At 59.3% G+C, this 22,450-nt stretch carries 23 protein-coding genes and 6 pseudogenes; 11 read left to right on the plus strand and 18 right to left on the minus strand.

Translation table 11 applies throughout. The features are described 5' to 3' along the window. Positions 1-16 precede the first annotated feature (16 nt). Entirely contained in the window at positions 17-157 is a 141-nt protein-coding gene (locus ACFX5Q_RS05235; protein ID WP_404275945.1) for a hypothetical protein, read from the minus strand. A gap of 751 nt (positions 158-908) precedes the next feature. On the opposite strand from ACFX5Q_RS05235, the gene ACFX5Q_RS05240 reads away from it, so the two are divergent. After that, entirely contained in the window at positions 909-1,346 is a 438-nt protein-coding gene (locus ACFX5Q_RS05240; protein ID WP_404275947.1) for a hypothetical protein, read from the plus strand. Between the two features lie 76 nt (positions 1,347-1,422). Here the strand turns inward: ACFX5Q_RS05240 and ACFX5Q_RS05245 are convergent. Both ACFX5Q_RS05245 and ACFX5Q_RS05250 read right to left on the minus strand, forming a co-directional pair. Next, positions 1,423-1,587: pseudogene (locus ACFX5Q_RS05245) on the minus strand (LuxR C-terminal-related transcriptional regulator); the annotation flags it as partial. 53 nt (positions 1,588-1,640) lie between these two features. Then, positions 1,641-1,749: pseudogene (locus ACFX5Q_RS05250) on the minus strand (IS6 family transposase); the annotation flags it as partial. Between the two features lie 192 nt (positions 1,750-1,941). Here ACFX5Q_RS05250 and ACFX5Q_RS05255 point away from each other — a divergent pair. From ACFX5Q_RS05255 to ACFX5Q_RS05265, 3 genes and pseudogenes are all read left to right on the plus strand, one after another. Continuing rightward, positions 1,942-2,451, plus strand: a complete 510-nt coding sequence (locus tag ACFX5Q_RS05255; RefSeq protein ID WP_404275948.1) for a PRC-barrel domain-containing protein — start codon at positions 1,942-1,944, stop codon at positions 2,449-2,451. A gap of 359 nt (positions 2,452-2,810) precedes the next feature. Beyond that, positions 2,811-3,170, plus strand: a pseudogene (locus ACFX5Q_RS05260) (transposase); the annotation flags it as partial. A gap of 53 nt (positions 3,171-3,223) precedes the next feature. After that, a pseudogene (locus ACFX5Q_RS05265) lies at positions 3,224-3,612 on the plus strand (NYN domain-containing protein); the annotation flags it as partial. Between the two features lie 84 nt (positions 3,613-3,696). Here ACFX5Q_RS05265 and ACFX5Q_RS05270 read toward each other — a convergent pair. The 9 genes and pseudogenes from ACFX5Q_RS05270 to ACFX5Q_RS05310 all read right to left on the minus strand — a co-directional run bounded on the left by ACFX5Q_RS05270 (position 3,697) and on the right by ACFX5Q_RS05310 (position 10,653). Beyond that, positions 3,697-4,887, minus strand: coding sequence for an NADH-quinone oxidoreductase subunit D (locus ACFX5Q_RS05270; RefSeq protein ID WP_404275950.1), 1,191 nt, complete (start codon positions 4,885-4,887; stop codon positions 3,697-3,699). An 89-nt stretch (positions 4,888-4,976) separates the two neighbouring features. Next, a complete protein-coding gene (locus ACFX5Q_RS05275; protein ID WP_404275952.1) occupies positions 4,977-5,399 on the minus strand; it encodes a hypothetical protein in 423 nt (140 codons plus the stop codon). Between the two features lie 94 nt (positions 5,400-5,493). Beyond that, positions 5,494-5,696, minus strand: a pseudogene (locus ACFX5Q_RS05280) (recombinase family protein); the annotation flags it as partial. Between the two features lie 864 nt (positions 5,697-6,560). Next, positions 6,561-7,451, minus strand: coding sequence for an SDR family NAD(P)-dependent oxidoreductase (locus ACFX5Q_RS05285; RefSeq protein ID WP_404275953.1), 891 nt, complete (start codon positions 7,449-7,451; stop codon positions 6,561-6,563). Beyond that, entirely contained in the window at positions 7,448-8,227 is a 780-nt protein-coding gene (locus ACFX5Q_RS05290; RefSeq protein WP_404275954.1) for a hypothetical protein, read from the minus strand. The genes ACFX5Q_RS05285 and ACFX5Q_RS05290 overlap by 4 nt, the downstream gene beginning before the upstream one ends. A gap of 9 nt (positions 8,228-8,236) precedes the next feature. Continuing rightward, the gene (locus ACFX5Q_RS05295) at positions 8,237-8,824 is read right to left on the minus strand and encodes a protein-S-isoprenylcysteine O-methyltransferase (RefSeq protein ID WP_404276456.1); all 588 of its coding nucleotides are present in this window, start codon (positions 8,822-8,824) and stop codon (positions 8,237-8,239) included. Positions 8,825-8,990: 166 nt separating this feature from the next. Continuing rightward, on the minus strand, positions 8,991-9,563 hold the full coding sequence (locus ACFX5Q_RS05300; protein ID WP_120019076.1) for a hypothetical protein: 573 nt from the start codon (positions 9,561-9,563) through the stop codon (positions 8,991-8,993). 146 nt (positions 9,564-9,709) lie between these two features. Then, positions 9,710-9,850, minus strand: a complete 141-nt coding sequence (locus ACFX5Q_RS05305; protein ID WP_120019056.1) for an ABC transporter — start codon at positions 9,848-9,850, stop codon at positions 9,710-9,712. 206 nt (positions 9,851-10,056) lie between these two features. Continuing rightward, positions 10,057-10,653, minus strand: coding sequence for a L,D-transpeptidase (locus ACFX5Q_RS05310; RefSeq protein ID WP_404275955.1), 597 nt, complete (start codon positions 10,651-10,653; stop codon positions 10,057-10,059). Between the two features lie 361 nt (positions 10,654-11,014). Between ACFX5Q_RS05310 and ACFX5Q_RS05315 the strand changes: the two genes are divergently transcribed. Beyond that, positions 11,015-11,770 carry an SDR family NAD(P)-dependent oxidoreductase gene (locus ACFX5Q_RS05315; RefSeq protein WP_192178023.1) on the plus strand — a complete coding sequence of 252 codons (756 nt, stop codon included), beginning with the start codon at positions 11,015-11,017 and terminating at the stop codon, positions 11,768-11,770. A gap of 658 nt (positions 11,771-12,428) precedes the next feature. On the opposite strand, the gene ACFX5Q_RS05320 is transcribed toward ACFX5Q_RS05315, so the two are convergent. Further along, positions 12,429-12,698: a hypothetical protein gene (locus tag ACFX5Q_RS05320; RefSeq protein ID WP_404275957.1), complete on the minus strand. Its 270-nt coding sequence runs from the start codon at positions 12,696-12,698 to the stop codon at positions 12,429-12,431. Between the two features lie 1,428 nt (positions 12,699-14,126). Here ACFX5Q_RS05320 and ACFX5Q_RS05325 point away from each other — a divergent pair. Next, a complete protein-coding gene (locus ACFX5Q_RS05325; RefSeq protein WP_404275958.1) occupies positions 14,127-14,270 on the plus strand; it encodes a hypothetical protein in 144 nt (47 codons plus the stop codon). 467 nt (positions 14,271-14,737) lie between these two features. On the opposite strand, the gene ACFX5Q_RS05330 is transcribed toward ACFX5Q_RS05325, so the two are convergent. From ACFX5Q_RS05330 to ACFX5Q_RS05340, 3 genes and pseudogenes are all read right to left on the minus strand, one after another. Beyond that, a complete protein-coding gene (locus tag ACFX5Q_RS05330; protein ID WP_404275960.1) occupies positions 14,738-15,181 on the minus strand; it encodes a CBS domain-containing protein in 444 nt (147 codons plus the stop codon). Between the two features lie 679 nt (positions 15,182-15,860). Further along, positions 15,861-16,796, minus strand: coding sequence for an NAD-dependent epimerase/dehydratase family protein (locus ACFX5Q_RS05335; RefSeq protein WP_404275962.1), 936 nt, complete (start codon positions 16,794-16,796; stop codon positions 15,861-15,863). After that, positions 16,769-16,990, minus strand: a pseudogene (locus tag ACFX5Q_RS05340) (sorbosone dehydrogenase family protein); the annotation flags it as partial. The gene ACFX5Q_RS05335 and the pseudogene ACFX5Q_RS05340, both read right to left, overlap by 28 nt. Here ACFX5Q_RS05340 and ACFX5Q_RS05345 point away from each other — a divergent pair. The 5 genes from ACFX5Q_RS05345 (at position 16,986) to ACFX5Q_RS05365 (ending at position 20,571) form a co-directional block, all read left to right on the plus strand. Further along, positions 16,986-17,135 (plus strand): hypothetical protein, encoded by a 150-nt coding sequence (locus ACFX5Q_RS05345; protein WP_404276480.1) that lies wholly within the window; start codon positions 16,986-16,988, stop codon positions 17,133-17,135. The pseudogene ACFX5Q_RS05340 and the gene ACFX5Q_RS05345 sit on opposite strands and share 5 nt — an antisense overlap. Positions 17,136-18,019: 884 nt before the next feature. Beyond that, positions 18,020-18,244: a hypothetical protein gene (locus tag ACFX5Q_RS05350; RefSeq protein ID WP_404275964.1), complete on the plus strand. Its 225-nt coding sequence runs from the start codon at positions 18,020-18,022 to the stop codon at positions 18,242-18,244. 207 nt (positions 18,245-18,451) lie between these two features. Next, on the plus strand, positions 18,452-19,474 hold the full coding sequence (locus ACFX5Q_RS05355) for a glycosyltransferase family 2 protein (protein ID WP_404275966.1): 1,023 nt from the start codon (positions 18,452-18,454) through the stop codon (positions 19,472-19,474). A gap of 67 nt (positions 19,475-19,541) precedes the next feature. Beyond that, on the plus strand, positions 19,542-20,141 hold the full coding sequence (locus ACFX5Q_RS05360) for a class I SAM-dependent methyltransferase (RefSeq protein WP_404275968.1): 600 nt from the start codon (positions 19,542-19,544) through the stop codon (positions 20,139-20,141). After that, the gene (locus ACFX5Q_RS05365; protein WP_404275970.1) at positions 20,119-20,571 is read left to right on the plus strand and encodes a GtrA family protein; all 453 of its coding nucleotides are present in this window, start codon (positions 20,119-20,121) and stop codon (positions 20,569-20,571) included. Before ACFX5Q_RS05360 ends, ACFX5Q_RS05365 begins: the two co-directional genes overlap by 23 nt. A gap of 21 nt (positions 20,572-20,592) precedes the next feature. Here ACFX5Q_RS05365 and ACFX5Q_RS05370 read toward each other — a convergent pair whose 3' ends face one another. Both ACFX5Q_RS05370 and ACFX5Q_RS05375 read right to left on the minus strand, forming a co-directional pair. Beyond that, positions 20,593-21,216, minus strand: a complete 624-nt coding sequence (locus ACFX5Q_RS05370; protein ID WP_404275972.1) for a hypothetical protein — start codon at positions 21,214-21,216, stop codon at positions 20,593-20,595. After that, on the minus strand, positions 21,203-22,450 hold the full coding sequence (locus ACFX5Q_RS05375; RefSeq protein ID WP_404275973.1) for a hypothetical protein: 1,248 nt from the start codon (positions 22,448-22,450) through the stop codon (positions 21,203-21,205). Before ACFX5Q_RS05375 ends, ACFX5Q_RS05370 begins: the two co-directional genes overlap by 14 nt.

Here is a 22,450-nt window from a genome sequence, read left to right on the forward strand (position 1 = left end):
GGGCGGCTGCGGCCCGCTACCCCCGATAGGCGACCGGCACCGCCCCCGCCGCGATAAGGGCGACGCCAAGCCAGTTCGATCCGGAGAGCCGCTCCCCGAGAAAGATCGCGCCAAACACCGCCACAAGGCTGCGGTACAACACGCTGTGTCTGTTCATGGGGAACACGATACGCCTGAGTTCCGCTCCGAGATCAAGAAAGCTATCCACGAAGGCGCACCTGCTGCCTGAGGCCAGGTGACACTGGGTATCGACTCCGGGCGTGTCCAATCGTCAAGTTGAACATTAGAGATTTCTAACTATTCTGCCTGAGCGACAGCCATCGCCCTCCGGTGTCTGTCGAAGATCGGGCCTCCGATCGGCCCGCGCTCTCCGCCAGAGGCGCGGGCTTCTTACCGGCCTGTGCGGAAACGCGTTGTTAACCTCTCCAGCAAGTCCATCGGGAACCTGTCAGGCGTGCGCTCCATTGATTTGGACAATGGAGCGAGACACGAGCTAATGGACAATCAGCACAACAGCGTTATGGAAGCTCGTTGGCTTCTTGCTGTACCCCTCTCACTTATCCTTACGGTCCTTTTGGCCGGCTTCGTCCTTACCTGAATGGACCCGCACAGCCGGCGACGCAGTGGGTCAGGCCGAGGCTCGATCGTCAACACGTCGCCCTCTTTGCCTGCTGGGTAGTCGATAAGGACGCCGAGGCTGCCGCCCGCTTCTATTCCGAAGTGACTTACGATTTGCCTCTGGTACGCGCCAATTGAACTGGCCGAACCCTTGCGAGGCCTCCGCATTTTCGTGAGTGAAGCCCTCCGAGCATCATCGTGATTGGACTTCACGATCGGTTGGAGTCACGCTGGCTGCAGATATAAGAAGGATATGGGTGGACCAACTATCGTCCGAATAGGAGGTCAAAATGAAACACCAGACGATCGAGCAACTGCACATCGTCGCCGAGATTGATCAGGCCTACCCGCGCCAGGCCATGTCGCGCAGCAAACGTCTTGAACGCTGGGCGGAGCTCCTTGAACGGAACCCTGACCGGCGCCTCTCGACGCTGCACCAGACCGAGTTTCAGCCGGTTAGAGCACGCGGGGCCATGCGCGGCGACTGCTCGCCGATCTCAGTCGCTTTCGAGGATCCTGTCCTCCGCGCCGCCGGGTTGGAAAACGACAACTACGGCGAAGCGAAGCGGTTCTTCGAACTGACCGACAGGCAATTGCATGGGATCATCTGCTATTGTCATTTCGGCGCGACGGTGAACGCCGCAACGGCCGCCCGTCACATCCGTGCGGCGATTGCCGGGAGACAGCCCGGCATGTTCGCTCGGATGCGTGAGGCGTTCGTCGGATAAGCCGGCGACGCTTCGCGGCATTGTTGAAGCGGGCTCGCCTGAGCCGGCGGACCGCCGTAAAGAACAAGGGTGGCGTATTCGAGCGGCAAAAGTCCCTCATCTTGTAGGCGACCTCGGTACGATTTATGGCCTTCAGTTTCCGCATTATGTTGCGGATTATGACCTTCACCGTGCTTTCACGAAGGTTGAGCTCATAGGGAATGATCTTGTTTGCCTTGCCCCGTCGGAGAGCATCCGCGACCGCCGCGGCGTGAATATGTCAGTTGTGGGACAACAGTCTGGTCTGACGGAGTCGATGCGCAGGCTAAGCGGAAAGCGGAAGTAGAGCCACACCTGCATGCGAGATGATCACGGCCGGAAAGCGGTGGCGGCGATAGAGCGGATCACGGGCCATCTTCGACATGCTCCCTGATCGCAGATTTCCGTCAGCCCTCAGTTAACTTTACGGTACCGCGCCCCAGCATGGACTCGGACTCGGACCCGGAACAAGAACCTGTTCACAGCGTTGTGAGGTTGTGAGCACCGCGCCTCGTCTTCCCCGCAATGGTGCTTTTGAGGCGCGGCAGCACGGAATCATGCACAAGGAGAAGTTGTCATGATCCGCAGTTTTTTGGCCGCAACAGCGGTCGCGACGGTGATTGCGGCCGGCGCGTTCGCCCAGGAAACGACCCCACAGCCGGCTCCCGCGGCTCCTGCAGACCCCGCTACCCCGGCCCCGATGGAACAGGCAGCACCGGCAGTGGCTCCGGCCGAGGGTCATCTCGCCACCAACATTGTCGGTGAAATGGTCTATAACGGCACCGGTGACGACGCACAGAATATCGGCGACGTGAATGATCTCGTCATCGACAAGGACGGCAAGGTCAAATCGATCGTGATTGGCGTTGGCGGTTTCCTCGGTCTCGGCGAGAAAAGTGTCGAAATGGCGTATGACAAGATTGAATGGGCGGAGCGCGAAGGCGACCGCTGGATAGTCGTGGCGGGGACCAAAGAAGAACTCACTGCTCTGCCGGCATTCGACAGTAGGCCTTATGGTCCGGCTCCCGCTCCCGCTCCCGCGCCTGAGGCGACTGGCACGCCGGCACCTACGGCACCTGCTCAATAGCCGGCTGCGGCCGAAGCCGAGGAACGAAAGCGCCGCGGGGTAAGGTGAGCCCTGCGGAGCTTGGCGCGTCGCAAAGCGCGGGTTTTGACGCGCAGGGGACAGTCAACTGCGGCGATAGACGTCGCTAACCGAAGTTCAACTCAAGTGCTCCCGCGATTAACTGGCATTGGCGGCATCGACAGACCGCCAGTGTCGTGGCGCCAATCAAGGTCCACCCTGATACGATCGATGCGCAAGCAGCTTGTCGATGCGGCGCCTGTCCATGTCGACGATCTCGATGAGCCAGCCTTCATAGGTGAACACCTCGTTGCAGCCGTCATTTCGATCAGTCGGTGATCCTGCTATGCGTCCGCTAGTATCTGACCTACAGCCTGAGCCTTCGCGATTTGAAGGAGATGATGGCTGAGCGCGGCATCAGCATCGTTCATTTTGCGCCGCTGCTCCTGGGGCGCTTCAACCGGCGCAAACGCACAGTGACCGGGAAATGGCACATGGACGAAACCTACATGGACAGTGGATGTACCTCTATCGCGCCATCGACAGCGTCGGCGACACGGTCGAATCTATTTCGGCGAGCATCGGGATTTGCACGCGGCCAAGCGCTTCTTCAGAAAGGCGCTGGAGCGTCATGGCCGACCGGATCGCGTTGTCATCGACGGCAGCGAGACCAACCGTGGGCTATAGTTTCCTGCGACACGACAAATCTATTGTGGGACCGAGGAACAGTTTCTTACTTGGCTGAGAGAGAAAATAGTGCACTGAGGTCGCAGAAATGGTGATCGATGCTATGGATCTGCTTCATAGCGTCGTTTCGACGGTTTCTGTCTGGTTTTCTCGGATAGCGACTCTACTCGTCTCGCGGCACGTATCCGCGAGCAGGGCATCGACGTATTCGTCTCGGCGAGCAGAAGAACGCAACCCGGCCAATAAACCCGCTTTAGCTTACCAGTGCCGCCACGCCTGTCATTTCGAAAGTCATCGCACAGATGGAGAGCGAGGACGGTTGGGTTCCACTCGGTGCTGTCGGCAATCAGCTCGCCAACTTGGCATCGGACTTGATCCGAGAACCTTCGGGTTTCGGAAACTAACTGATCTCGTGCGGAAACGAATTCTTCCGAGATTGACCATCCCGATGATGGATCGTTGCGGATTCGTATAAAGCCGGCGCCAGCAGGACGAAAACTCGCCGATAAGCGGGTGTCTATGTCGAGGTCTCTCGACCATGATCTGATCGGTCGACGACTGTTAACGGTCAATCTCTCCAAACACGATGTCGAGCGATCCGATGATTGCAGCGACATCGGCGATCATGTGACCTCGGGACAGAAAATCCATCGCCTGCAGATGAGCAAACGACGGCGCGCGTATCTTGCATCGATAAGGAACATTGCCCCCGTCCGAAACCAGATAGACGCCGAATTCTCCTTTTGGCGCCTCTACGGCGGCGTAGACTTCTCCGGCCGGCACATGAAGCCCTTCGGTATAAAGTTTGAAATGGTGGATGGTCGCTTCCATCGAACGTTTCATCGTCGCACGCGGCGGCGGCGTGATCTTCTGGTTCGGTATCGCCACCGGACCCCGGCCTTCCAGAGATCGCAATTTTTCCAGGCATTGCTTCATGATCCGCACCGACTGGCGCATCTCCTCCATGCGCACGAGGTAGCGGTCATAACAGTCGCCGTTCCTGCCGACCGGAATGTCGAAATCCATTTCGGGATAAGATTCATATGGCTGCGCCTTGCGCAAATCCCATGGCGCACCCGATCCGCGCACCATGACGCCTGAGAAACCCCAAGCCCAGGCGTCATCCAGACCGATTACCCCGACATCGACATTGCGTTGCTTGAAAATGCGGTTGCCGGTGAGCAAACAGTCGAGGTTGTCGCAGACCTTGAGGAACGGATCGCAGAAGGCCCAAATGTCGTCCAGAAGCTTCGGAGGCAGGTCCTGGTGCACGCCGCCGATCCTGAAATAATTCGCATGCATGCGGGCGCCGGAGGCGCGTTCGTAAAAGACCATCAGCTTCTCACGCTCCGCGAAACCCCAGAGCGGCGGGGTCAGCGCGCCGATATCCATCGCCTGTGTGGTGACATTGAGAAGATGCGACAGAAGCCGGCCGATTTCGCAGAACAGCACGCGGATCAACTGCCCGCGCCGGGGAACCGATATTTCGAGCAACTTCTCGGCGGCGAGGCAGAATGCATGCTCCTGGTTCATCGGCGCGACGTAGTCGAGTCGATCGAAATAGGGTAAGGCCTGCAGATAGTTCTTGTACTCGATCAGTTTCTCGGTGCCGCGATGCAGCAGGCCGATATGGGGATCGGCACGTTCGACAATCTCGCCGTCCAGTTCGAGCACCAGTCGCAGCACGCCGTGAGCAGACGGATGTTGCGGTCCGAAGTTGATTGTGAAGTTGCGAACTCCGGCTTCGGCCATGCGGGTCCTCCCCGATATTATGTTGTGGGCTTCGGTTCCAATGAGCGAGCCGCTTTTTCCGCCCTAACTGCCCCGCTTCGGACCGCCGATCATGTCGTCGTCTGGATGATCAGCGTCAGGATGCCATCGCCATCGATGTTGGCAGCGACGACCTGCGAGGAGCTGAGCCCGCTCGCCCTTAACGCCGATGTTGCTTGCGGCGACGCATCAATTGAACTTTGCAGACGAAGCAAATCGTCAGCGCTGGTCTGGGTAATCACAGCCTCCGCTTGTGCCTTGATTTCCGGGGGCAGATCCTCGACGGCGACAATGGCAACATCGGTGAATTCGGAGAAACCTTGGTCAGGTACGGTTTGATCCGGCAGGGTTTCTGGTGCCGGGGGTGCGATTTGGGGAAGCTGCTGGTCTGTGGTTTGCGCGTGGATCGGCTCCACCAGGGCCAGTCCCGAAAGGGCGGCAATTATGGTCAGCATACGCATGATCGTTCCTTCCTTTTGCTTGAGGAGGATCATCTTGCTGACGACACAACCATTTTGCCCGAATTATGGTTCCCGACCGTCCCAGGTATGATCGGTGAACCATGCATCGAATTTAACTAGTCGCGGCCAGCCGATCGAGGCGGGTGACGACCAGCTCGTCGCCCGGTTCAGAAAGTCAATAATGGTCGCAAGTTCGGCGCGGCCGTCTCGGCTGGCACCGGACATCTTCTCCGAGCGGACGATGCTGCAACCCTCGGCCTTTAACTTAGCAATTTGCGTATCGAGATCTTGGTCGATCGTGCTGACGCGCGCGTAGCCTATCCGGCTCATAGGTGTCACCTCAAGGTTTTGGCCCGAGGCTACCTTGTCACAAATAGTCGATGTCAACTCCGATGTTACATCGGTCGCTGAGGATCGTGTTACGTCACCTCAGGGCATACCCCGGCGTGACGTAACACCGCGGGCGCCAGTGAGCGTATCACCTGGGTTGACGTCGGCTATTTGTGACAGAGTAGCGTCAAGCCTAAATCTTGAGGTGACAGGCCTGTTGCCCGAATGGGCGAAACTGCCCGACCTTCGGAAATGTCGGCTTCGCGCCAACTGCCGACGCTCAGCGCCAGACGATCGTCCTATTTTGGGCCGGAAGCTGACCGGCAGTTTTGAACTGTGTATCTTCAAGAGCCGACATTCAGGCCGGCTGGGGCATCGTCGTGACCTGACCCGAGGGCGACCTCCGGCATTCGACTTCCAACGACGATCGCTTCACGAGCGCCGCCTGAAAACTCTTGGTCATCTCGCTGAAAGGCGCAAAATCACGCCCGAACGAGTGCAGCAGAAGTACGCGCTTTGGCTCTGCCGCGTTCGCCCCAAGCGTGGAAAGTAAGAGGAAGGCTACCACCAGCCAAACCCCATACAACAACGTCCTTGAGGATAGCCCGTCATAATTTTAAGTGCAGAGCACCTCGCGGATTGCCGTTCACATCTCCAAGATAGCAGTTACGGGGCGCGAGCGAAATCCGAACCGAGATAGACTCAAATACCGTAGCGTCGGCTTGGGTCGCACGACCTCATCGGCTCCTGTGGCCGGGTCCCTTTTCGAAGTGGTTCACCTCGCTGCTGAAGCGTTTGGTCGTTGAGCAGCAACCAAGACCATCAGCGACTTCTGAAATGGCGAGCAGTGGCGTGCTGGTCCGATCAGGGGATAATTCCCCGAGGGCCCCGGCGTAGCTGGAACTGGCGGGTACCGCAGCATTTTTTGAACTTCACACCTGAACCGCAAGGACATGGATCATTACCGCCGCGTTGCAGCCGGCCGATCAGGGGCAGGATCGCTGCAGAAGGCAGGAGCGCTGCCGCAAGGGCAGCCAACTTGGCCGAGATTCCCGGTATGACGAGGCGACGACCGGATTTGAACCCTCGCCACGCGCGTTCGGCCACATCCTCCGGATCCAGCTTGGGCAAGATACTGAAGAGCGGCGTCTGATAGGCGCGGGACCTTTCGAGAAACTCCGTCGACACCGGCCCTGGTGCCACGCATGTGACAGTCACACCGGTTCGGCGCAATTCCTGATGAAGCGCCTCTGAGAAGAAGCGCACGAACCCTTTGCTGGCGAAGTACAAAGCCATATAAGGCCCAGGAACGAACCCGGCCACGGAACTGAGATTGAGCACCCCGCCCCGCCCGCGCGCCACCATTCCCGGCAGAAAATGGAGGGTCAATTCGCTGAGGGAATGTATGTTTAGATCGATGATGCCGAGTTGGCCATCAATAGAGAGCGCCGTCGCCGCGCCCCGTAGGCCATAGCCTGCGCTGTTGACTAGGACATCACAGACCAGGCCGTGTGCGGACAGAAAGTCCTCTAGGCGCGTTGGCGCATCGCCTGCCACGAGATCCAACTCGAGCGTGAATGCCTCGCCACCCCCCTCCCGAACCTCAGCCGCCGAGGTGGCCAAACCCTCGGGCGAGCGGGCAACGAGCACAACCGCACCGCGCTCACGTGCAGCGACGCTCGCAATTGCCCGTCCAATTCCACCCGACCCGCCAATCACGACGACCGCGGGCCGGAATTCACAGTGCGAAATCATGTCGCGTTCCTCTGCCTTGCAGGAGCGGCAACACTTTGACCGAGCAGCACCACTTCATTGGCGACAGCGCCGTTCAGAATCTTTTCGAATCTCTCTAGTGCCCGTGCGACGTTCGCTCCATCCATCACCCGGTGATCGTAGTGGATGCGGACATTCACCGATCCGTCTTCGCCGATCGGACCGTAGTTAAGAAGCGTGGTCAATGGTGTGAGCGGGTTGAGTGATTCCGCGCCGAGACCCGAATAGACAGACAGTTGGAAGGTACCGAAGTAATTTGCCCTTTGCCGGGCGATATTCAGGCCTAGCCACATAAGCAGCCACCTGAGTGGCGCGGGCGCACGTGCCAACCGCAAGGCACGCCGGAACTCCGTGACCTCAAGAAGCGGCCGTGACCGCGCCGCGTGGATCGATGCCTCAAGTTCCGTGATGGAATAGCGCTCCGGGCACTTGATGCAGCTTAACAGAACGGCCGGCTCACCGTCATACTCGCGCTCGTGGGCAATCGAGGCTACGCTTACCGGATACTCGTAAAGCTGCGGCCAGGGCAACTTGACATAGGCGCGCCGTAGCTCCGGCAGCTCTCGGGCGAGAAGCGCGTATCCCTTCAGGAAGATCGCTGTCCAAGAGGGCCTGGTCTGTTGCGCCATTCTAGCCGCTACGAGTGGGCCGAGGTTCATCTGACGCTGCACTGCGACCCGTGGCACGCCGATCGAAAACCTCATCAGATCGCCAACCAGGCGCCGGGGCGCCGAAAGCTTGAGGGCTCGGCCTCGCATCAACGACCTCTAATAAAGATAAGGGACTATTCGCTTGGTTTTTTCCATATAGGCACGGTATTGGGAGCCGAAATTCTCCAGCATCATACGCTCTTCCTTATCCACTCTCAGCAGAAAAAGGACTGCGAAACCAATCAAACCCGAAATGCCCGCAACCCAGTTCGACAGCAGAAAGATCTGGCCGAGCCCCATGAGCAGGAACGAGGTGTACATCGGGTGACGGACTAGGGCGTATGGCCCGGCGCAGACCAGTTCATGCCGTTCGCGAATCTCCAGCGTAATCGACCAGTTACGGCCAAGTTCCTTGTGGGATATGCGAAAAATCCACAACGCGCAGCAGAAGATGATGGTGCCTAGAGCCACCGCCCAGGCGCTGGCCGGATGGTCAGCCGCTCCGGGGATGCCGGTGGCGACATAGAAGGCAGGCAGGATCGCTAGGCCAAAAAGAGCCGATGCAAGTCCGACGGTGTCGGAACGTGAGCGGCCGCCACTTACAATTCGCACACGCCTCGCCCGGCGCTCGAAGGGATACCGGATCACATACCAAGCAATGACGCCGACCACCCATATGATCTCGCCAACTGAGGCTACGGCAATGCTCATTTCAGGCCACCGCCGCCCTTTCTGCGATCTGGGACTGTACCACTTCACCCATCCCCTCGATTTCGTCACGGGCCGACCTTCAGGCGCAGCGATCCGCTAATGCGACAACCGGAGGGGCAGTACCGATCGCACTCGGCCCCATCCATTCCTCGAAACTTGGTTATGTATTCATTTCCCGAAGCTTAGTTATGAATTGTTGCGGCCGGAGCTGAATAGCGGGAGTCTTATACCCCATGGAGCGCGCGATGTCCGCCACGAAGCTGTTGCAGTTCAAGACTGTTGCCTGCCAGACATGGGACTTCGCCTGCAGCTTCCGGATGTAGGCAACGACTTTGTTGTACTCGTCCCGAGTCAGCATGACTCGCCAGCTTGCGGATCTGTATTGTTCTTCCAGATCACCGTCACTCCACCCGGTTTCGGCTGGCACCGGCACGAAATGGCCCAGAACGTAGGGAACTGCACTATTCGAAGCCGGGTGAAGGCCCGCGACTTGGGGATCGACCATTCTCCCGTCTTGGTTCAAGCGCCCAAAAACTGCGTAAGTGTGGCCGTAGCTGAGGGCGTAGCGGGAGCGGAACTCGATGAAGAACCGCTCGTCCTTATCTTGAGAGGCAGTTCCGCCATCGGCAAAAGAAACGAAATTCGGCTGGGCCGGCAGGTCTTTCGTCTGACATGCCGCTGCCGCGAGCGGCAGCAGGGCCACAAGCAAGAGACGGCCATTTACAAGCGTCATCGCCGCGTTCTCGAACTTCACGAAGCGCAGGCCTAGGATCAGCCTATGCCCGCCAATCGCGCCGTAGGCTATGAAGTCGGCCTTGGCCCTGCGTATCGACGGGGAAGGGCCTGGCGGCCCTTCCCATACTCACCGAAAGCCGGTCCTTATTTAATCACGGGCTGCTCTACCGGAGCGGGTTCCGGCGGAGGAGCCTTCCCCTTTCCTTTGCCGATCCAATCGTTCGCGCAGCCGCTCAGGCTGGCAACGGCGAGCATGGCAACCATTGCAATCAAGATCCTGCTCATCAAGCAATCCTTTCCCCGGGGGCGGAATAGCCTATGAAAGCGCCACAAATAATAATGCAGCCCCGCTAAATTAGCTGCAAACTACGCCAAGGCCTAGTGCTGAAATGACACAATTGGCACCCGGGTTCCCCGCGGCACGTTTACGGTGACGTGCTGGCAGAGTTCACCATCCGACGGAGATCAGGCGTGCGGCGCATCTCAGACCATCAAATAACCAGCACCGTCGTGCCCAGAGGGGTACGGTCGTAGAGGTCAATGATATCGTCATTTATCAAACGGATGCACCCGTTCGATACCGCTGTGCCTATCGTCCACGGCTCGTTTGTGCCATGCACCCGGAAGTGGGTGTCGCGTCCGTCGCGATAGAGATAAAGGGCCCGCGCACCAAGCGGATTGTTTGGTCCGCCGGGGACCCCGCCGGCGTATTGCACTAGGCGCGGCTTGCGCCTCATCATGTTGTCGGTGGGCGTCCACGACGGCCAGTCCGCCTTGCGGCCGACGGTGGCTGTACCCTTGAACGAAAGTCCCTGTTCGCCGACGCCGACGCCGTAGCGCGTCGCCCACCCATCCCTCTCGACGGCGTAGAGGAAACGTTGCGAAGTATCAACGACGATCGTTCCAGCCTGCTCGTTTCCGTAATACCGCACATGCTGCCGTCGGTAACGAGGATCCAGGCCACGCCTTGGTGCGAACGCGGATGAAATCGGCTCCGCCGCCTGTCGTAACGCTGACGTACATCCGGAAACCATCAGAGCCAGACTACCCAGCACGAGCCCCCGGCGCGCAATGTGGTTATTGTCCATTTCCACCTGCTAAGAAAATGGTCAGCCCTACCGCCGTCGTCTCTAACACTCTAAGGCCCGTCGGCCAAGTCTCGCGCCTTGCCCGAACTGACCTGGAACAACCGGAACCAGGCGTTGTTGCGTTGCCGACCGGCCATGCTCCCAAACCGCTTCACTGGTGTGATGCCTTAATTCCAGTCAGGCCGGCTTCTTGATGTAACCTTTCATTTGGGCGCCACGCAGGTTGGCTGAGGGCGTCGGGCGCCAGGAGAGTTCACAGGACAAACAGGGGCCTTGGCTGCCGAAATCTGCTATGAACGAAGCCTCTTGTAACAACCATCTGGCTCCATTCGGTTATGTCGCTGTGGGCACAAGGACAGAGATGAAGCATGACTTCCAAGATAAGATCGCGGTTGTGACCGGCGCGGGCTCCGGAATAGGAGCGGCTGTTTCAAGGCAACTCGCACAAGAAGGAGCCGAGGTTGTTGTTGCCGACCTTGATGCTGAGGCTGCGCACAGCAAAGCCGCCGAAATACGCTCGCAAGGAGGCAGGGCTCACGACTTTGCGGTCGATGTCACTGATGCGGCAGCCGTGGAAAAGCTGGTCGAGTTCGCTGTCCAGAAATGCGGCGGCCTGGATATGGCGGTAAACAATGCAGGTATCGACGGCGTTCGAAAAGCAACGGCAGACTATCCGCTCGACAACTGGCACAAGCTGATAAACGTCAATTTAAATGGCATTTTCTACTGCATGAAATACGAGATCGCCGCCATGCTGGATCGGGGCGGAGGCGCTATCGTCAACATGTCTTCCGTTCTTGGTTCCGTCGGATTGCCAACTGCGTCCGCATACACGGCAGCGAAACACGGGGTCGTTGGACTGACCAAGGTTGCGGCGATGGAATATGCGAGAATGGGCATCCGAATCAATGTCGTGGGCCCCGGCTGGATCGAAACGCCACTCGTATCGGAGCAAATGGAGGCAGCAGCCATCCGGCGCATTGCGGGGCTTCAGCCGATGGGCAGGCGCGGGAGACCTGAGGAGGTAGCGGCTCTTGTGTGCTTCCTCTTGTCCGACCAGGCTAGCTTTATCACTGGAAGCTACCATCTGGTGGACGGAGCTTACACCGCCCATTAGGTGCAGTGGCTGGCCGCAGTTCGTCCCAGCTCTTGAATAGCGGGCGGGCCGCGCCGAGACGGCGTCATGCTATTGCCGCCCGTCGACTATGAGAGACGCCCATCTGCACGGAGCGAGGCGGAGTTTGGGGAGCCGACCAAAGCGCGGTTCCGGCGAGGCCGGTCGTCATCAACGTATCCGAGGCGCATTTCAGTTGCCGTCATGGCGCGGCTCCGTAGAGAAGGTTGGTTCCCGGTTCCTCTCCGTCTACCAAAATTCTCACAATTAAATCAGTCGCTTAGATGCCATCGAATGCACCTGGGCGGCTGTTTTCATGTCGCGCCATGTTGCAAGCCGCTACCGTTGATTTCCAACGGTTTCCTGCGACTATCGGCTAGTCCGTGCGACATGAACTGCGACATGGAGGTGTCATGGAGCGAGATGTTATAAGTCGAGGTCTGGGGGAAGCAGATAACCATCAGTATCTACCAGCGCAGCAAGTCAGTCTGGATCGCAACGGGGCCTACCTCGATTAGGTTATCGAGGTGAAAAAGACCAACGCGTGGGGCTGCTGTGAAGATGGGTCGACGCCGCCAGATACAAGGGCGGCTAGAGATTTCACGAGACAAAAAGGCCGCCACCACCGGCAGCGGGCCACTTTCCTGCAAATGAGGGAATGTCAGTTGTGGTCTGGCATCTCAGGCGCGTCGCCTGCATCGACCTCGCCATCGTAGAACGTGACATCGGCGTGGGCATCGGCCAAGGCCAGAACCTGATTTGTCTGGCTCGACCAGCCGAGGGAAGCCTCGTGCTCGTCGCCGCTGTCCTCCAGATCGCTAGCATCGGCTTCGCAATCGTCGTTCAGGCCGCCAGCGCTGGGGCCGCGATCAGTCCAGCCGATCGACGGCTCATCGTCTGCGGTTTCCTCCAGATCGCAATCGACTTCCATCAGATCTAGCGGGACTGGCAGTACAGCACCTTGATGAGATCCCAGTGCATACAGCCGTGGTCATCGCCCAGGCGACGCGCCAGCGCCGGCACGTCGAGCACGACATGACGTCGGCACGTAATGCAATCCACCGAGGCCAGTGCCGATCTGCAGCTTCTTGCCGAGCGTGTCCTCAACGAATGGAAATTTCATAGTCATGAGAATGGCGATCTCCGTTTAAGGGGTCGCCCCACATAGGACAATATTCCTCATGGCTTCTCGGTTGCCAATAGGCCCAACGATGGGGATTCACATTTCTGTGGATCTGATCTAGGCTTGCCCTCGAAGATCGCAGGGTGGCAACCATGGAAGCGACATTCGATAACCTCGCCAGCGCCATCAGGGAGCCTCACACAGACGTGTGGCGTCCTGTCCGCGCCTTCGCTATGGACTTGGCGGGCAAGCTCGTCATGGGTCTCGCCATCGGCTTGGGAATAGCGGTAGGACTGGCGTTCGCCGGTTAACCCGGACGCCTGTATATTAGCGATCTCTTGAATTTCTCCTGAAGCAGGATCATGCTTAGAGAGCGGACGGAGGAGGCCACCAGGGTAAACGGTGTTTTGAAGGGGTTATGTTTATGGAAGCCGTTTGTTACGTCCCCAGCGCATTCTGTTTGTTGTCGTTCATGGTCAGCGTCACGATGGCGTTCCTTGTCATGACACCGTTCGCAGCTACGCGCTTGCTGGTGTTGAGGATGCGCCAACACGCCGTCGGGAACCTTCAGCCGGCCTAGTTCCCTCTCTTGAGAGGGAGGTCTTCCGATGCGACCGGTTCTTACAGTGATCGCCTTGGTGGCCTGCTTTTTCCTATGGGACGGGCTGTTCAACAAAGGAATATATACGGCGGCAGTGGGACACCGATACCGGGAGGCGGTGGCCGCTCTGCCGACCGGTTACAAGCGTTGACGCTTCCGGCTAAACTGCCCCACCAATCACCCGAGGATGGTCGGACACTGCGCCGCCTGTTGTGTTCCCGCGAGCCCAGCCCTCCGCTCTCCCGAACAACTGGTGCATGGAAAACAAGCGCGGCAGGACGAATGCGATTTGGCGAAAACCCCTTAGCCAAGGCAGCAACCTCTGCCGCGTCTAGATTTACATTCCAGTGGCCAATTTCTGCGATCTCGCCCACATAGGACGCCCAGAACGTGTCCGGGTTGTCACCCGCTGCAATCCAAATATTGCTGTGACCGCCGACCCAGCCGGCGCTCGCCGAGTTGCCGGTCGCTTCCTGCGATCCATCGACAAACAGGGCGTTCGCACCACCGTTGTTGCGGTTGTAGTTAAACGCTTACCTTTGGCGACCCGCTGCTGGCGTACCCCTGCGCCAGCAGCTTGTTCAATGTATTGCTAAGGATGAAACCAAAAGTTAGTCACCGATGCGACCGGGCAAGTGTTGCGCGTCGATGAGGTCGCAGCCGAACTCGGCAGGACCCTGGATCACTTCAAGGTTCCCAAGCCCGAGAACGCCGAGGTCCTGGAAGCCTTCCCTGCGCACAAAGACGAGGTTACCGCCGGCTACGTCAAACAGGGGTGAAGCCCTCGTTCTAATTCTCGGGGGAGTCCGCCGGAAGGCAGTTCGAACCACGCCGGTCAGAAGCGCCGGCCGGGTTAAGTTATCGCCCAGCCGGCACCGCTCTATCCGCCAGGTGCCAGGAAGCCCGGCGATGCAAATAAGAAGCCCGCTCCCTTGCCGGAGGACGCGGGCCGATCGGAGGCCCGATCTTCATCAGACACCGGAGGCGATGCCTGTCGTCCCATCGAAATAGTTGGAAATCGCTAATCTTCAACTTGGATGATGGATGCTAGCGATTGCAGTAAGTCGGCCAGCCTTTCATGATTGGTTCCACACGTGTTCGCGAACGTGCGATGCGTGGACGCAACGTCTGATCAGACGGAACGCAAGGCGCGACCACGGTGAGATACGGTCCTAAATCTCTCTGCGATACTGTTCGAGACGCGGACACGTCCGCGTCTCGATTGTATCGCTCGATCGGCCTTGGGTTACTGCATGCCGCTGGTCTGCGTATGCTGTCCGCCGGGACGCGAGATGGCGGCCAAGGTTTCGCCGGTGCTGCCGCTGCCGTCCGTGATCGCGAGATCGCCCAGCGAGACGATGCCCACCAGCCGCTTGTCGCGGTTCAGCACGGGAATGCGGCGGATTTGCTGATCGCCAAGATTGCGGCATACATCAGCGGTGTCTTCGTCTTCGAAACAGTATCTGACATCATTCGTCATGACGTCGCCGACCTTCGTGTCGGGACCCTTGCCTTCTGCTACGGCACGGATAGCGATATCGCGGTCGCTCAGCATACCGACGAGCCGGTCATTGTCGCCGACCGGAACGAGGCCGGCGTCTATCTCAGCCATGATGCGCGCCGCCTCCTGGATGGTCTCATTCGCATTGGCGACGCGGACGTCGCGGGTCATCACTTCGCTAACTCTCATTTCCAGCGCTCCTGTTGATTGGCGGAGCGGATGCGTCAGGCACCCGTCCTGCCCCCTCAACTCGTGTGGCGTCTCGATGTTCCGATAGACGGGCGACGGCAAGGCGGAATGGCGTCTGCCGATAAGGTTATTCGACGTTGAACGGCAACACTCCTCGCCTCCGAGGGTTTGGCTCAATGACCAACGCGGGAATCCGAACACGCAGGATCGAGCCTATGGCTTGGGAAGAGGCGCAGCAGCACGCGATCAAAGCGACGAATTCGTTGGAACCAACGCACCAGCTGACCGCGCCACGGGCGAGATGTAGAACATTCGGAGCGCGGTAGGAGAGCCCTACATCGAAACCCGGGAGACCGCCATGAACCGTCCCGATCCGAACAATCCCGTACCGGCGCCGGACAACCCCAATCCGGAGCCGACCCGGCCCCCCGCCCCTCCGGAAACCCCGCCCGACGAGCCGCCGGGCGTGCCTCCCCCCTTCGCCTAATCCCGTTCCCGAGCCGGGAAGAGGACCTCCGGAGATCCCACCGATCACGCCGCCGGAAATTCCTGCAGAGCCAACGTTCCCGGGCCTACGGCCGCAGAGCACAGTAGTTGCAAACGAGGGGGGGTTAGTCGCCAGAGTGCTCGATCATGCCGATTACCTCCTGAATGTCGCGCGGCTTGATTCCGACTTCCCTCAAACCTGGCAGGTCGATCGCCGCCACGTTGTCGACGCGCATGAGATCGACCTGGTTGCGCTGGATCGGGCGCCCGGAACGAACTCAGCCATGGCTGCGATGGAATTCCACACCGCAAATGGCATCGGCACCAGCATCGGGCGCGTGCCCAGTCTTCGGCCGATTTCCCAGACCAGTTCCTTGTAACTCAGGACGCGGGGCCCGCCGAACTCGAAGGTCGATGGCTCTTCGTTGCTTCTCTCGATCAGCCGGCTTATCGCTTCGGCGACGTCCCCGACATAGACGGGCTGAAGCCGTGTCGCGCCATCGCCGAACAGCGGATAGATCGGTAGGAGCCGGACCAGCCGCATCAGCGTCGTCAGGAAGACATCGTCGGGCCCGACCATGACGGCCGACCGGACGACGAGCGCCCCGGGAAAAGCATTCCTTACCGCCCCTTCCCCTTGCCCCCGTGCCCTTATGTATGTCGAGTCCGACCGCAGATCGGAGCCGATCCCTGAAATCTGGACGAACTTTTCGACTTCAGCTGCGCGCGCCGCACCGGCGAGGTCTGCGGCTGCCTTAACGTGGACGCGTTCGAACGTCACATCTCCATGTTCGACATAGAGGCTGGTCGCATTCACGACGGCATATGATCCGGTGACGGCCGATCCGATGGAAGAAGCGTCCAATATATCGGCTTCGATCGGTTCGGGCATGTTGGGCGCGGTCGCGGCCGCCTTAGGTTTCGCGCGATGTGGATGGCGGGATACCGCGCGCACCCGAAACGCCTTCTCCAGGAGACTTTGCACGAGCCTGCGGCCGAGAAATCCTGTTCCGCCGAAAACGGTGACGATCCGTTCGGCCCCGCCGTCGTTTCGATCCATGAGCCCAATTCCTTCCGGGCGCCCCGCGGGGATGCGCCGGCCTAGTCTGTCGCCGGGACCACCCGCCAAATCTTGTTCCCCACATCATCGGCGATCAGCAACGCGCCAGTTCGGTCGAGGGCGACGCCGACCGGACGGCCGAGGGCCTTGTCGTCCTTGCTCAGAAACCCGGTGAGCACGTCTTGTGGCGGCCCCGACGGCTTGCCATCCGCAAACGGCACGAAGATCACCTTGTAGCCGCTTCGCGGCGCGCGTCGCGTGGACGAGAAGGGCGATGACCGCCAGCCAGATAAAACCGCCGACAGTAGCCATGAGCCAGAACAGTTGAGCGATCTGGTGCGCTTCCTCACCGGCCGGATCGAGCGCCGACTGGACGCCTGCGCAACTGGAACACACTTCCAAGGATGAGCACGCCGCGAGCCAACGCACCTCGGTGCGTTTCGCGATGTCAGCGCTTGTCCCTGGAACCGTTGGCGAACCCATCCCTCCAATCGATGCAGCCATTGTGCACAAACGCGCCCGCCACCGAGTGGTTGCGCCAAGACTTTAACTAGGAGAATCTTGGGGCAGACTTCAAGCCAGCCTGCCGTCATCCACGGGCGCGAGGCTTGCGAAAGCGGGGCCACCATTGGTGCGCTGCCAAGGTGCGGCCAACGGGTGGGCAGAGTCCTACCTGGCAGCTGCATTTTCGGGCTTATTCCAACACCGGGAACTGCCCGACGGCCGCGTGGCCTCTGTTGCAGGCGTTGCCGCTATTCGGCTTTCGGCGGCACTTCTTCCTTAATATCTGTATTATCTGTCGAACTCGACGTGTCGGCCTTTTCGACGCTCGCGGTCGTCTGTGTGTCGACCGACGCCTACACCTTCGAATGCCCGGGGCACTCTGCGGAAGCGGCGGATATGGTGAGGCCCAGTGCGGCGGCTATTGAGAGGAACGTTTTCATTCGTCATCTCCTCTTCGTTGACCACACAGCGTAACGCGTCTTCCCTCCCGCCGCAGAATCACATTTGGGAGGAACTGTCTCGCCCTCCTCTCACGGGCGGATCAAGATGTTATGGGCCGGCCAGGGTGGATGCCGAAATGAGACCTAAGTCCGCAATTGGATGCGACTGAGGGCCAGCCACGGAACCCTTGAAGCTACTCCACGTTCGGCACCCGAAGGTCTTGGGCTGAAAAGGAGAAATGCTACGGCTGACGGCCCAATTGCTGTAAATGCCACGACGACGCACGAGGCTTGTCGTCATCCTAATGTTGGCGCCGGAAAGGGATCGTCAGATCTGGCCCACTGCCGATGAGCACGCGAGGCGCTGACTTTCTGCACAAATGGATTTCCGAACATATGCCGGAGGGGTCAATCGACGACCTTGGCCGGCTCGTGACCGATTTGGCAGACCAGGCAATGCGGGCTGCCGACGCCGAGGGCATCCCGATTCAGGAGATCGATGAAGAGATTGGCAGCGTCTATGAAGCGATCATCCACGCAGTCGAACATCGTGAAGGCGGTCTCGTGGGGTGAAACCGCCAACCGATGGATGCCTCGGGCACCAAATCGTCGACCACTTGAACGTGCGAGCAACGCAGCCTCTCCGACACCGACGAGCCGCATACACAAAATTTCTCTAATTTAGGAATGACTTATGGAACTTTGGGGCGCCCGTTTCATTTCACCCGCATGCGAAATTCTGTGGTCCAAAGCATCAGGACGGGGGTGAATGCGCCGTCGATGCCGCGCTACTCGCTGGTCCTGCCGATATACAATGAAGAACAGGTGCTGCCTCGGCTGGTCGAGCGGATCAGGTCGCTGATCTACCGGTTAGACGGAGAGACCGAGGCGATTTTCGTCGATGACGGAAGCCGCGATGGCAGCGTTAGCTACCTTCGGCGTGTGGTCGCCGACGAGCCTCGTTTCCGGCTGATCGAGCTTTCCCGCAATTTCGGGCACCAGATCGCGATCACAGCCGGCATGGACGCCGCCGAGGGGGATGCCGTTATCGTCATGGATGCCGACCTTCAAGACCCACCCGAGGTGGTTCTCGATTTGGTGGCGAAGTGGAAGGAAGGTTTCGAGATTGTCTATGCCCGCCGCGTCAAGCGCGAGGGCGAAACCTGGTTCAAGCGATTTACGGCAAGTCTCTTCTACCGCTTGCTCGAGAAGATGACGTCAGTCGACATCCCGCGCGACGTCGGGGATTTCCGCCTGGTCGGACGCAAAGCGCTGGAAACTTTTAGACAGATGCCCGAACAAGATCGCTTCGTGAGGGGTATGTTCGGTTGGATGGGCTTCAAGCAAACGGCGGTGCCTTTCGAACGCCCAGCGCGGACCCTGGGGCAGACCAAATACCCATTCTGGAAGATGGTGCACCTTGCCGTGCACGGCATAGTCAGCTTCTCAGAGCAACCGCTGCGCCTGGCGCTCTGGGGCGGCTTGTCCATTTCGACGCTTGCCATAGTCTTTGGCGCCTACGCCATTTTCGCCTGGATCTTTGAAACCGGCATTATTGCCGGCTGGACCTCCACCGTGGTGATCGTGTCGCTCCTGTGCGGTATCAATCTTTTCATGACCGGCGTGGTCGGACTTTATGTCGGCAGCATTCACGCCGAGGTCAAACGCCGCCCGCTTTACGTGATTGATCGCCTCACCGGCTTTGACGAGGCGATGCGTGCCTCCCCTGGTGAGAGCCGCCGATCGTTTCGCAAACCCCGGAATGGAGTCTCGGCCAATGTCCGAACTCTTCGACAGCTATAGATTGAATTATGGCGAGGCGGTCCAAGGATCGATCCAGTTTTCCGGCCTTAAGCACGACTTCTTTCTAGTGGCGAAGGCCGACGTGCTGCGACGCATTGTTGTCGAGCGAGAGCTTCGTCACGGCGGCTCGCGTGTGCGGGCGCTAGACGTCGGCTGCGGCATCGGTTCGCTCCATCCCTATCTCGAAGGCGCTTTCGACTGCCTGGATGGCTGCGATATCTCGCAAGAATCGATCCTGCGCGCCAGCCAGGACAATCCACACGTCTCCTACAGGGCCTGCAACACGCCGAACTTGCCATATGACCATGGCGCGTTCGATATGGCTTTCGCCAGTTGCGTCGTCCATCATGTTCCACCCGCCTCATGGCTCGAATTCCTTCGGGAGATGCGGCGCGTCGTGCGCCCGGGCGGCGTCGCCTGCATCATTGAGCACAATCCCTATAATCCGCTGACGCGTCTCGCGGTGTTCCGGTGTCCATTCGACCAGGACGCGGTCCTGCTCAGCGCAGCCCAAACAGCATCCCTCTTTCAAGAAGCAGGCTTCAGGAACATCCGATCCGAGCACTTCCTGCTGTTGCCGTCAGCCAAGCCGTTCGCCCGAAGAGTCGAGCGCGCGCTGGCGCGCCTGCCGCTGGGAGCACAATATGCGTGTAGTGCGCTTGTCTGAGCATCGGCCTGTTCGTGGCGGCGCCCTGAGGCTTTTGGCGCGCTTCGGCTTGGTCGGCATCGCCGCCACAATCCTGTATGCTGCATTGGTTGCCATTTTCACCAAATCGGAACGGATCGGCTTCACGCCCATCCAGGCCTCGCTTGCTGCATACGCCGCAGCCACTCTGTTCTCGTATCTGGCTCACAAATCCGTAACGTTCGTGTCGGGCGGACCGCATCAATCTGAAGCTCCGCGTTTTCTCCTGCTGGCGGCAACAGGCCTGGCAATCGCCTACGGGGCGCCGGCGCTGCTGACGGTCAAGCTGGGCCTGCCGCTCATCATTCCCGTGCTGGTTACTTGCTTACTTGTCCCCGCGATCAATTTCTTCGTGCTTGACCGATGGGTTTTTGCCGAGCGGAGTCCAGATCAGCCAAATCGCTCCGCATGATCCGCTCGAGAAAATAATGTTCTAACCGGCGTCAAGCCTGAACGACACCAACTTGATGGAGCGTTTGTAGATATTGCTTGCGGCCGGGCTGGGCGGAATCCCATCGAGATAGTCGAAGGCCATTTCGACTGTCTCCGCGTTCCCAAAGGCCGTGTGCGGAATGACGAACGAGACCGTCGTCGGTTCTTTGCCCGACAGTATGACCTTATGCACCGGAACGCCGTACACCGAGATCATCACCCGTTGCGTGATCTGTGGCGGACGAATGACGGCGGCCATTTGTAGCGTTGCCGTAAGACCGTTGTGCAGTGGCGGTATCCGCAGACGAAGTCGCGAGGTCTCGCCCAGCGAGTGCGTGCCGTCGGCTACCGGCCCCGACCAGCCACAAACTATCATGCCGGCTGCTTGTTTGGCGCCGTCGGACCGGAAGGAAACCGTCTGGCCAAGGGTGTAATTGCCAATGGCATCGCGGTTGAGGCATGTCGTCGTGCGATCGATGTAATAGGCACGATAGTCAGCGTTGACCTTTGGATTGAGAGCCAGCGCGAGGACGGCGATCTCGGACACGGCCAGAACCGTCGCAGCCGCATAGCCGCCAAACGAGACCGCACGTCCATAGGGGGCCAGGGCGTCAGACCAAGGCAAGGTAGCCTCCAATCCATGCCGCCGTCATGAAATAGCAGGCATGCAAGAAGAGAACCAAAGCGGCGAGCCAAGTCAGTTTCGACGCCGACAACAGGACAGCCACCAACATTATCAGAGGCGCAAGCCCAATGACGTATCTGACCATGGAGGCCAGATTCGTGATCAATGGCAGGATGATGCAGATCGCGCAGAAGAGCCCCGCACCATATTGCCTGCGAGCCACCAGCACAGCCGACAGCGCCAGCCCGGCGATCGCCGCTAGCGCGCTCCATTGCGGCGCCGTGGGCAGCCATCCGGTCGTCGGAACCGCCGAGAGCCCGTCCCATAGAAAGAGGAGCGGATTTCCAGCCACCCGTCCAAACGCGCGTTGGACGTGTAGGAACGCAAAGCCGTCGCCGACAGTGACATACAAAAACAGGATGTAAGCGAACAAGCCGGCAGGCGAGATAAAGATCGCAACGAGGAGATCCGGTCGACCGAGCACCCAGCGTGGAAAGGAGAATGTCGAGCCGCCTCGTTCACGATGCTGCCGGAACATTTGAACGACGGTCGCAAATACAACAAAGACGCCGACAAGCCTGGTTGCCGACAGGAGCGCGGATGAAACGCCCGCGACGAGATAGCTGGAGCGCTTGAGTGCCAGAAAAACGCACGAGGTCAGGAGCACGAAAAGCGGTTCGGAAAGGAACGTGGTGAAGTGGAAGGAGAACGGGCCGCTGAGCAGAAAAGCGCAGTACAGCACATAGGCCCGCATGTTCTTCTCCAGCAGCGGCCATGCAACCAGACATGCGGCGTAGCTGCATGCAAGCGAGGCAATCGACGCGACCAGTATCGTTGGAAAAGGGAAAACCGACCGGATCGCCGCTACCAGCGTCGGATAGAGTGGAAAGAACCCCCATCGTCCGACATTGCTTTGGTTCGGTATGGGAAAGCGCTCGTAGCCACGTTCGGAAATATCGACATACCAGTGGCAATCCCAACGGCAGAGCGCACGAGCATAAGGTTCGAAGCCTGGTTCTACCAACGTTGAAGCCACCGCTGCATAGCGAATGGCAAGTCCAACGATACCGAACAGGAGCGGCACGGCTACCACCGCCGCCGCTATCCGGTGGCGCTCGTAGATCCACCGCCAGTAGTCACGGAAGATCTCGAAATGCTTGGGGTCCTTTACCCACGGCGCATGGCCGGTGTTCTTGACAGCCGTGACGGGATTGTTGGTCCTACCTTTGCTCAT

The organism is Mesorhizobium sp. IMUNJ 23033, assembly GCF_044778005.1.
GTDB classification, from domain to species: Bacteria; Pseudomonadota; Alphaproteobacteria; order Rhizobiales; family Rhizobiaceae; genus Mesorhizobium; species Mesorhizobium amorphae_A.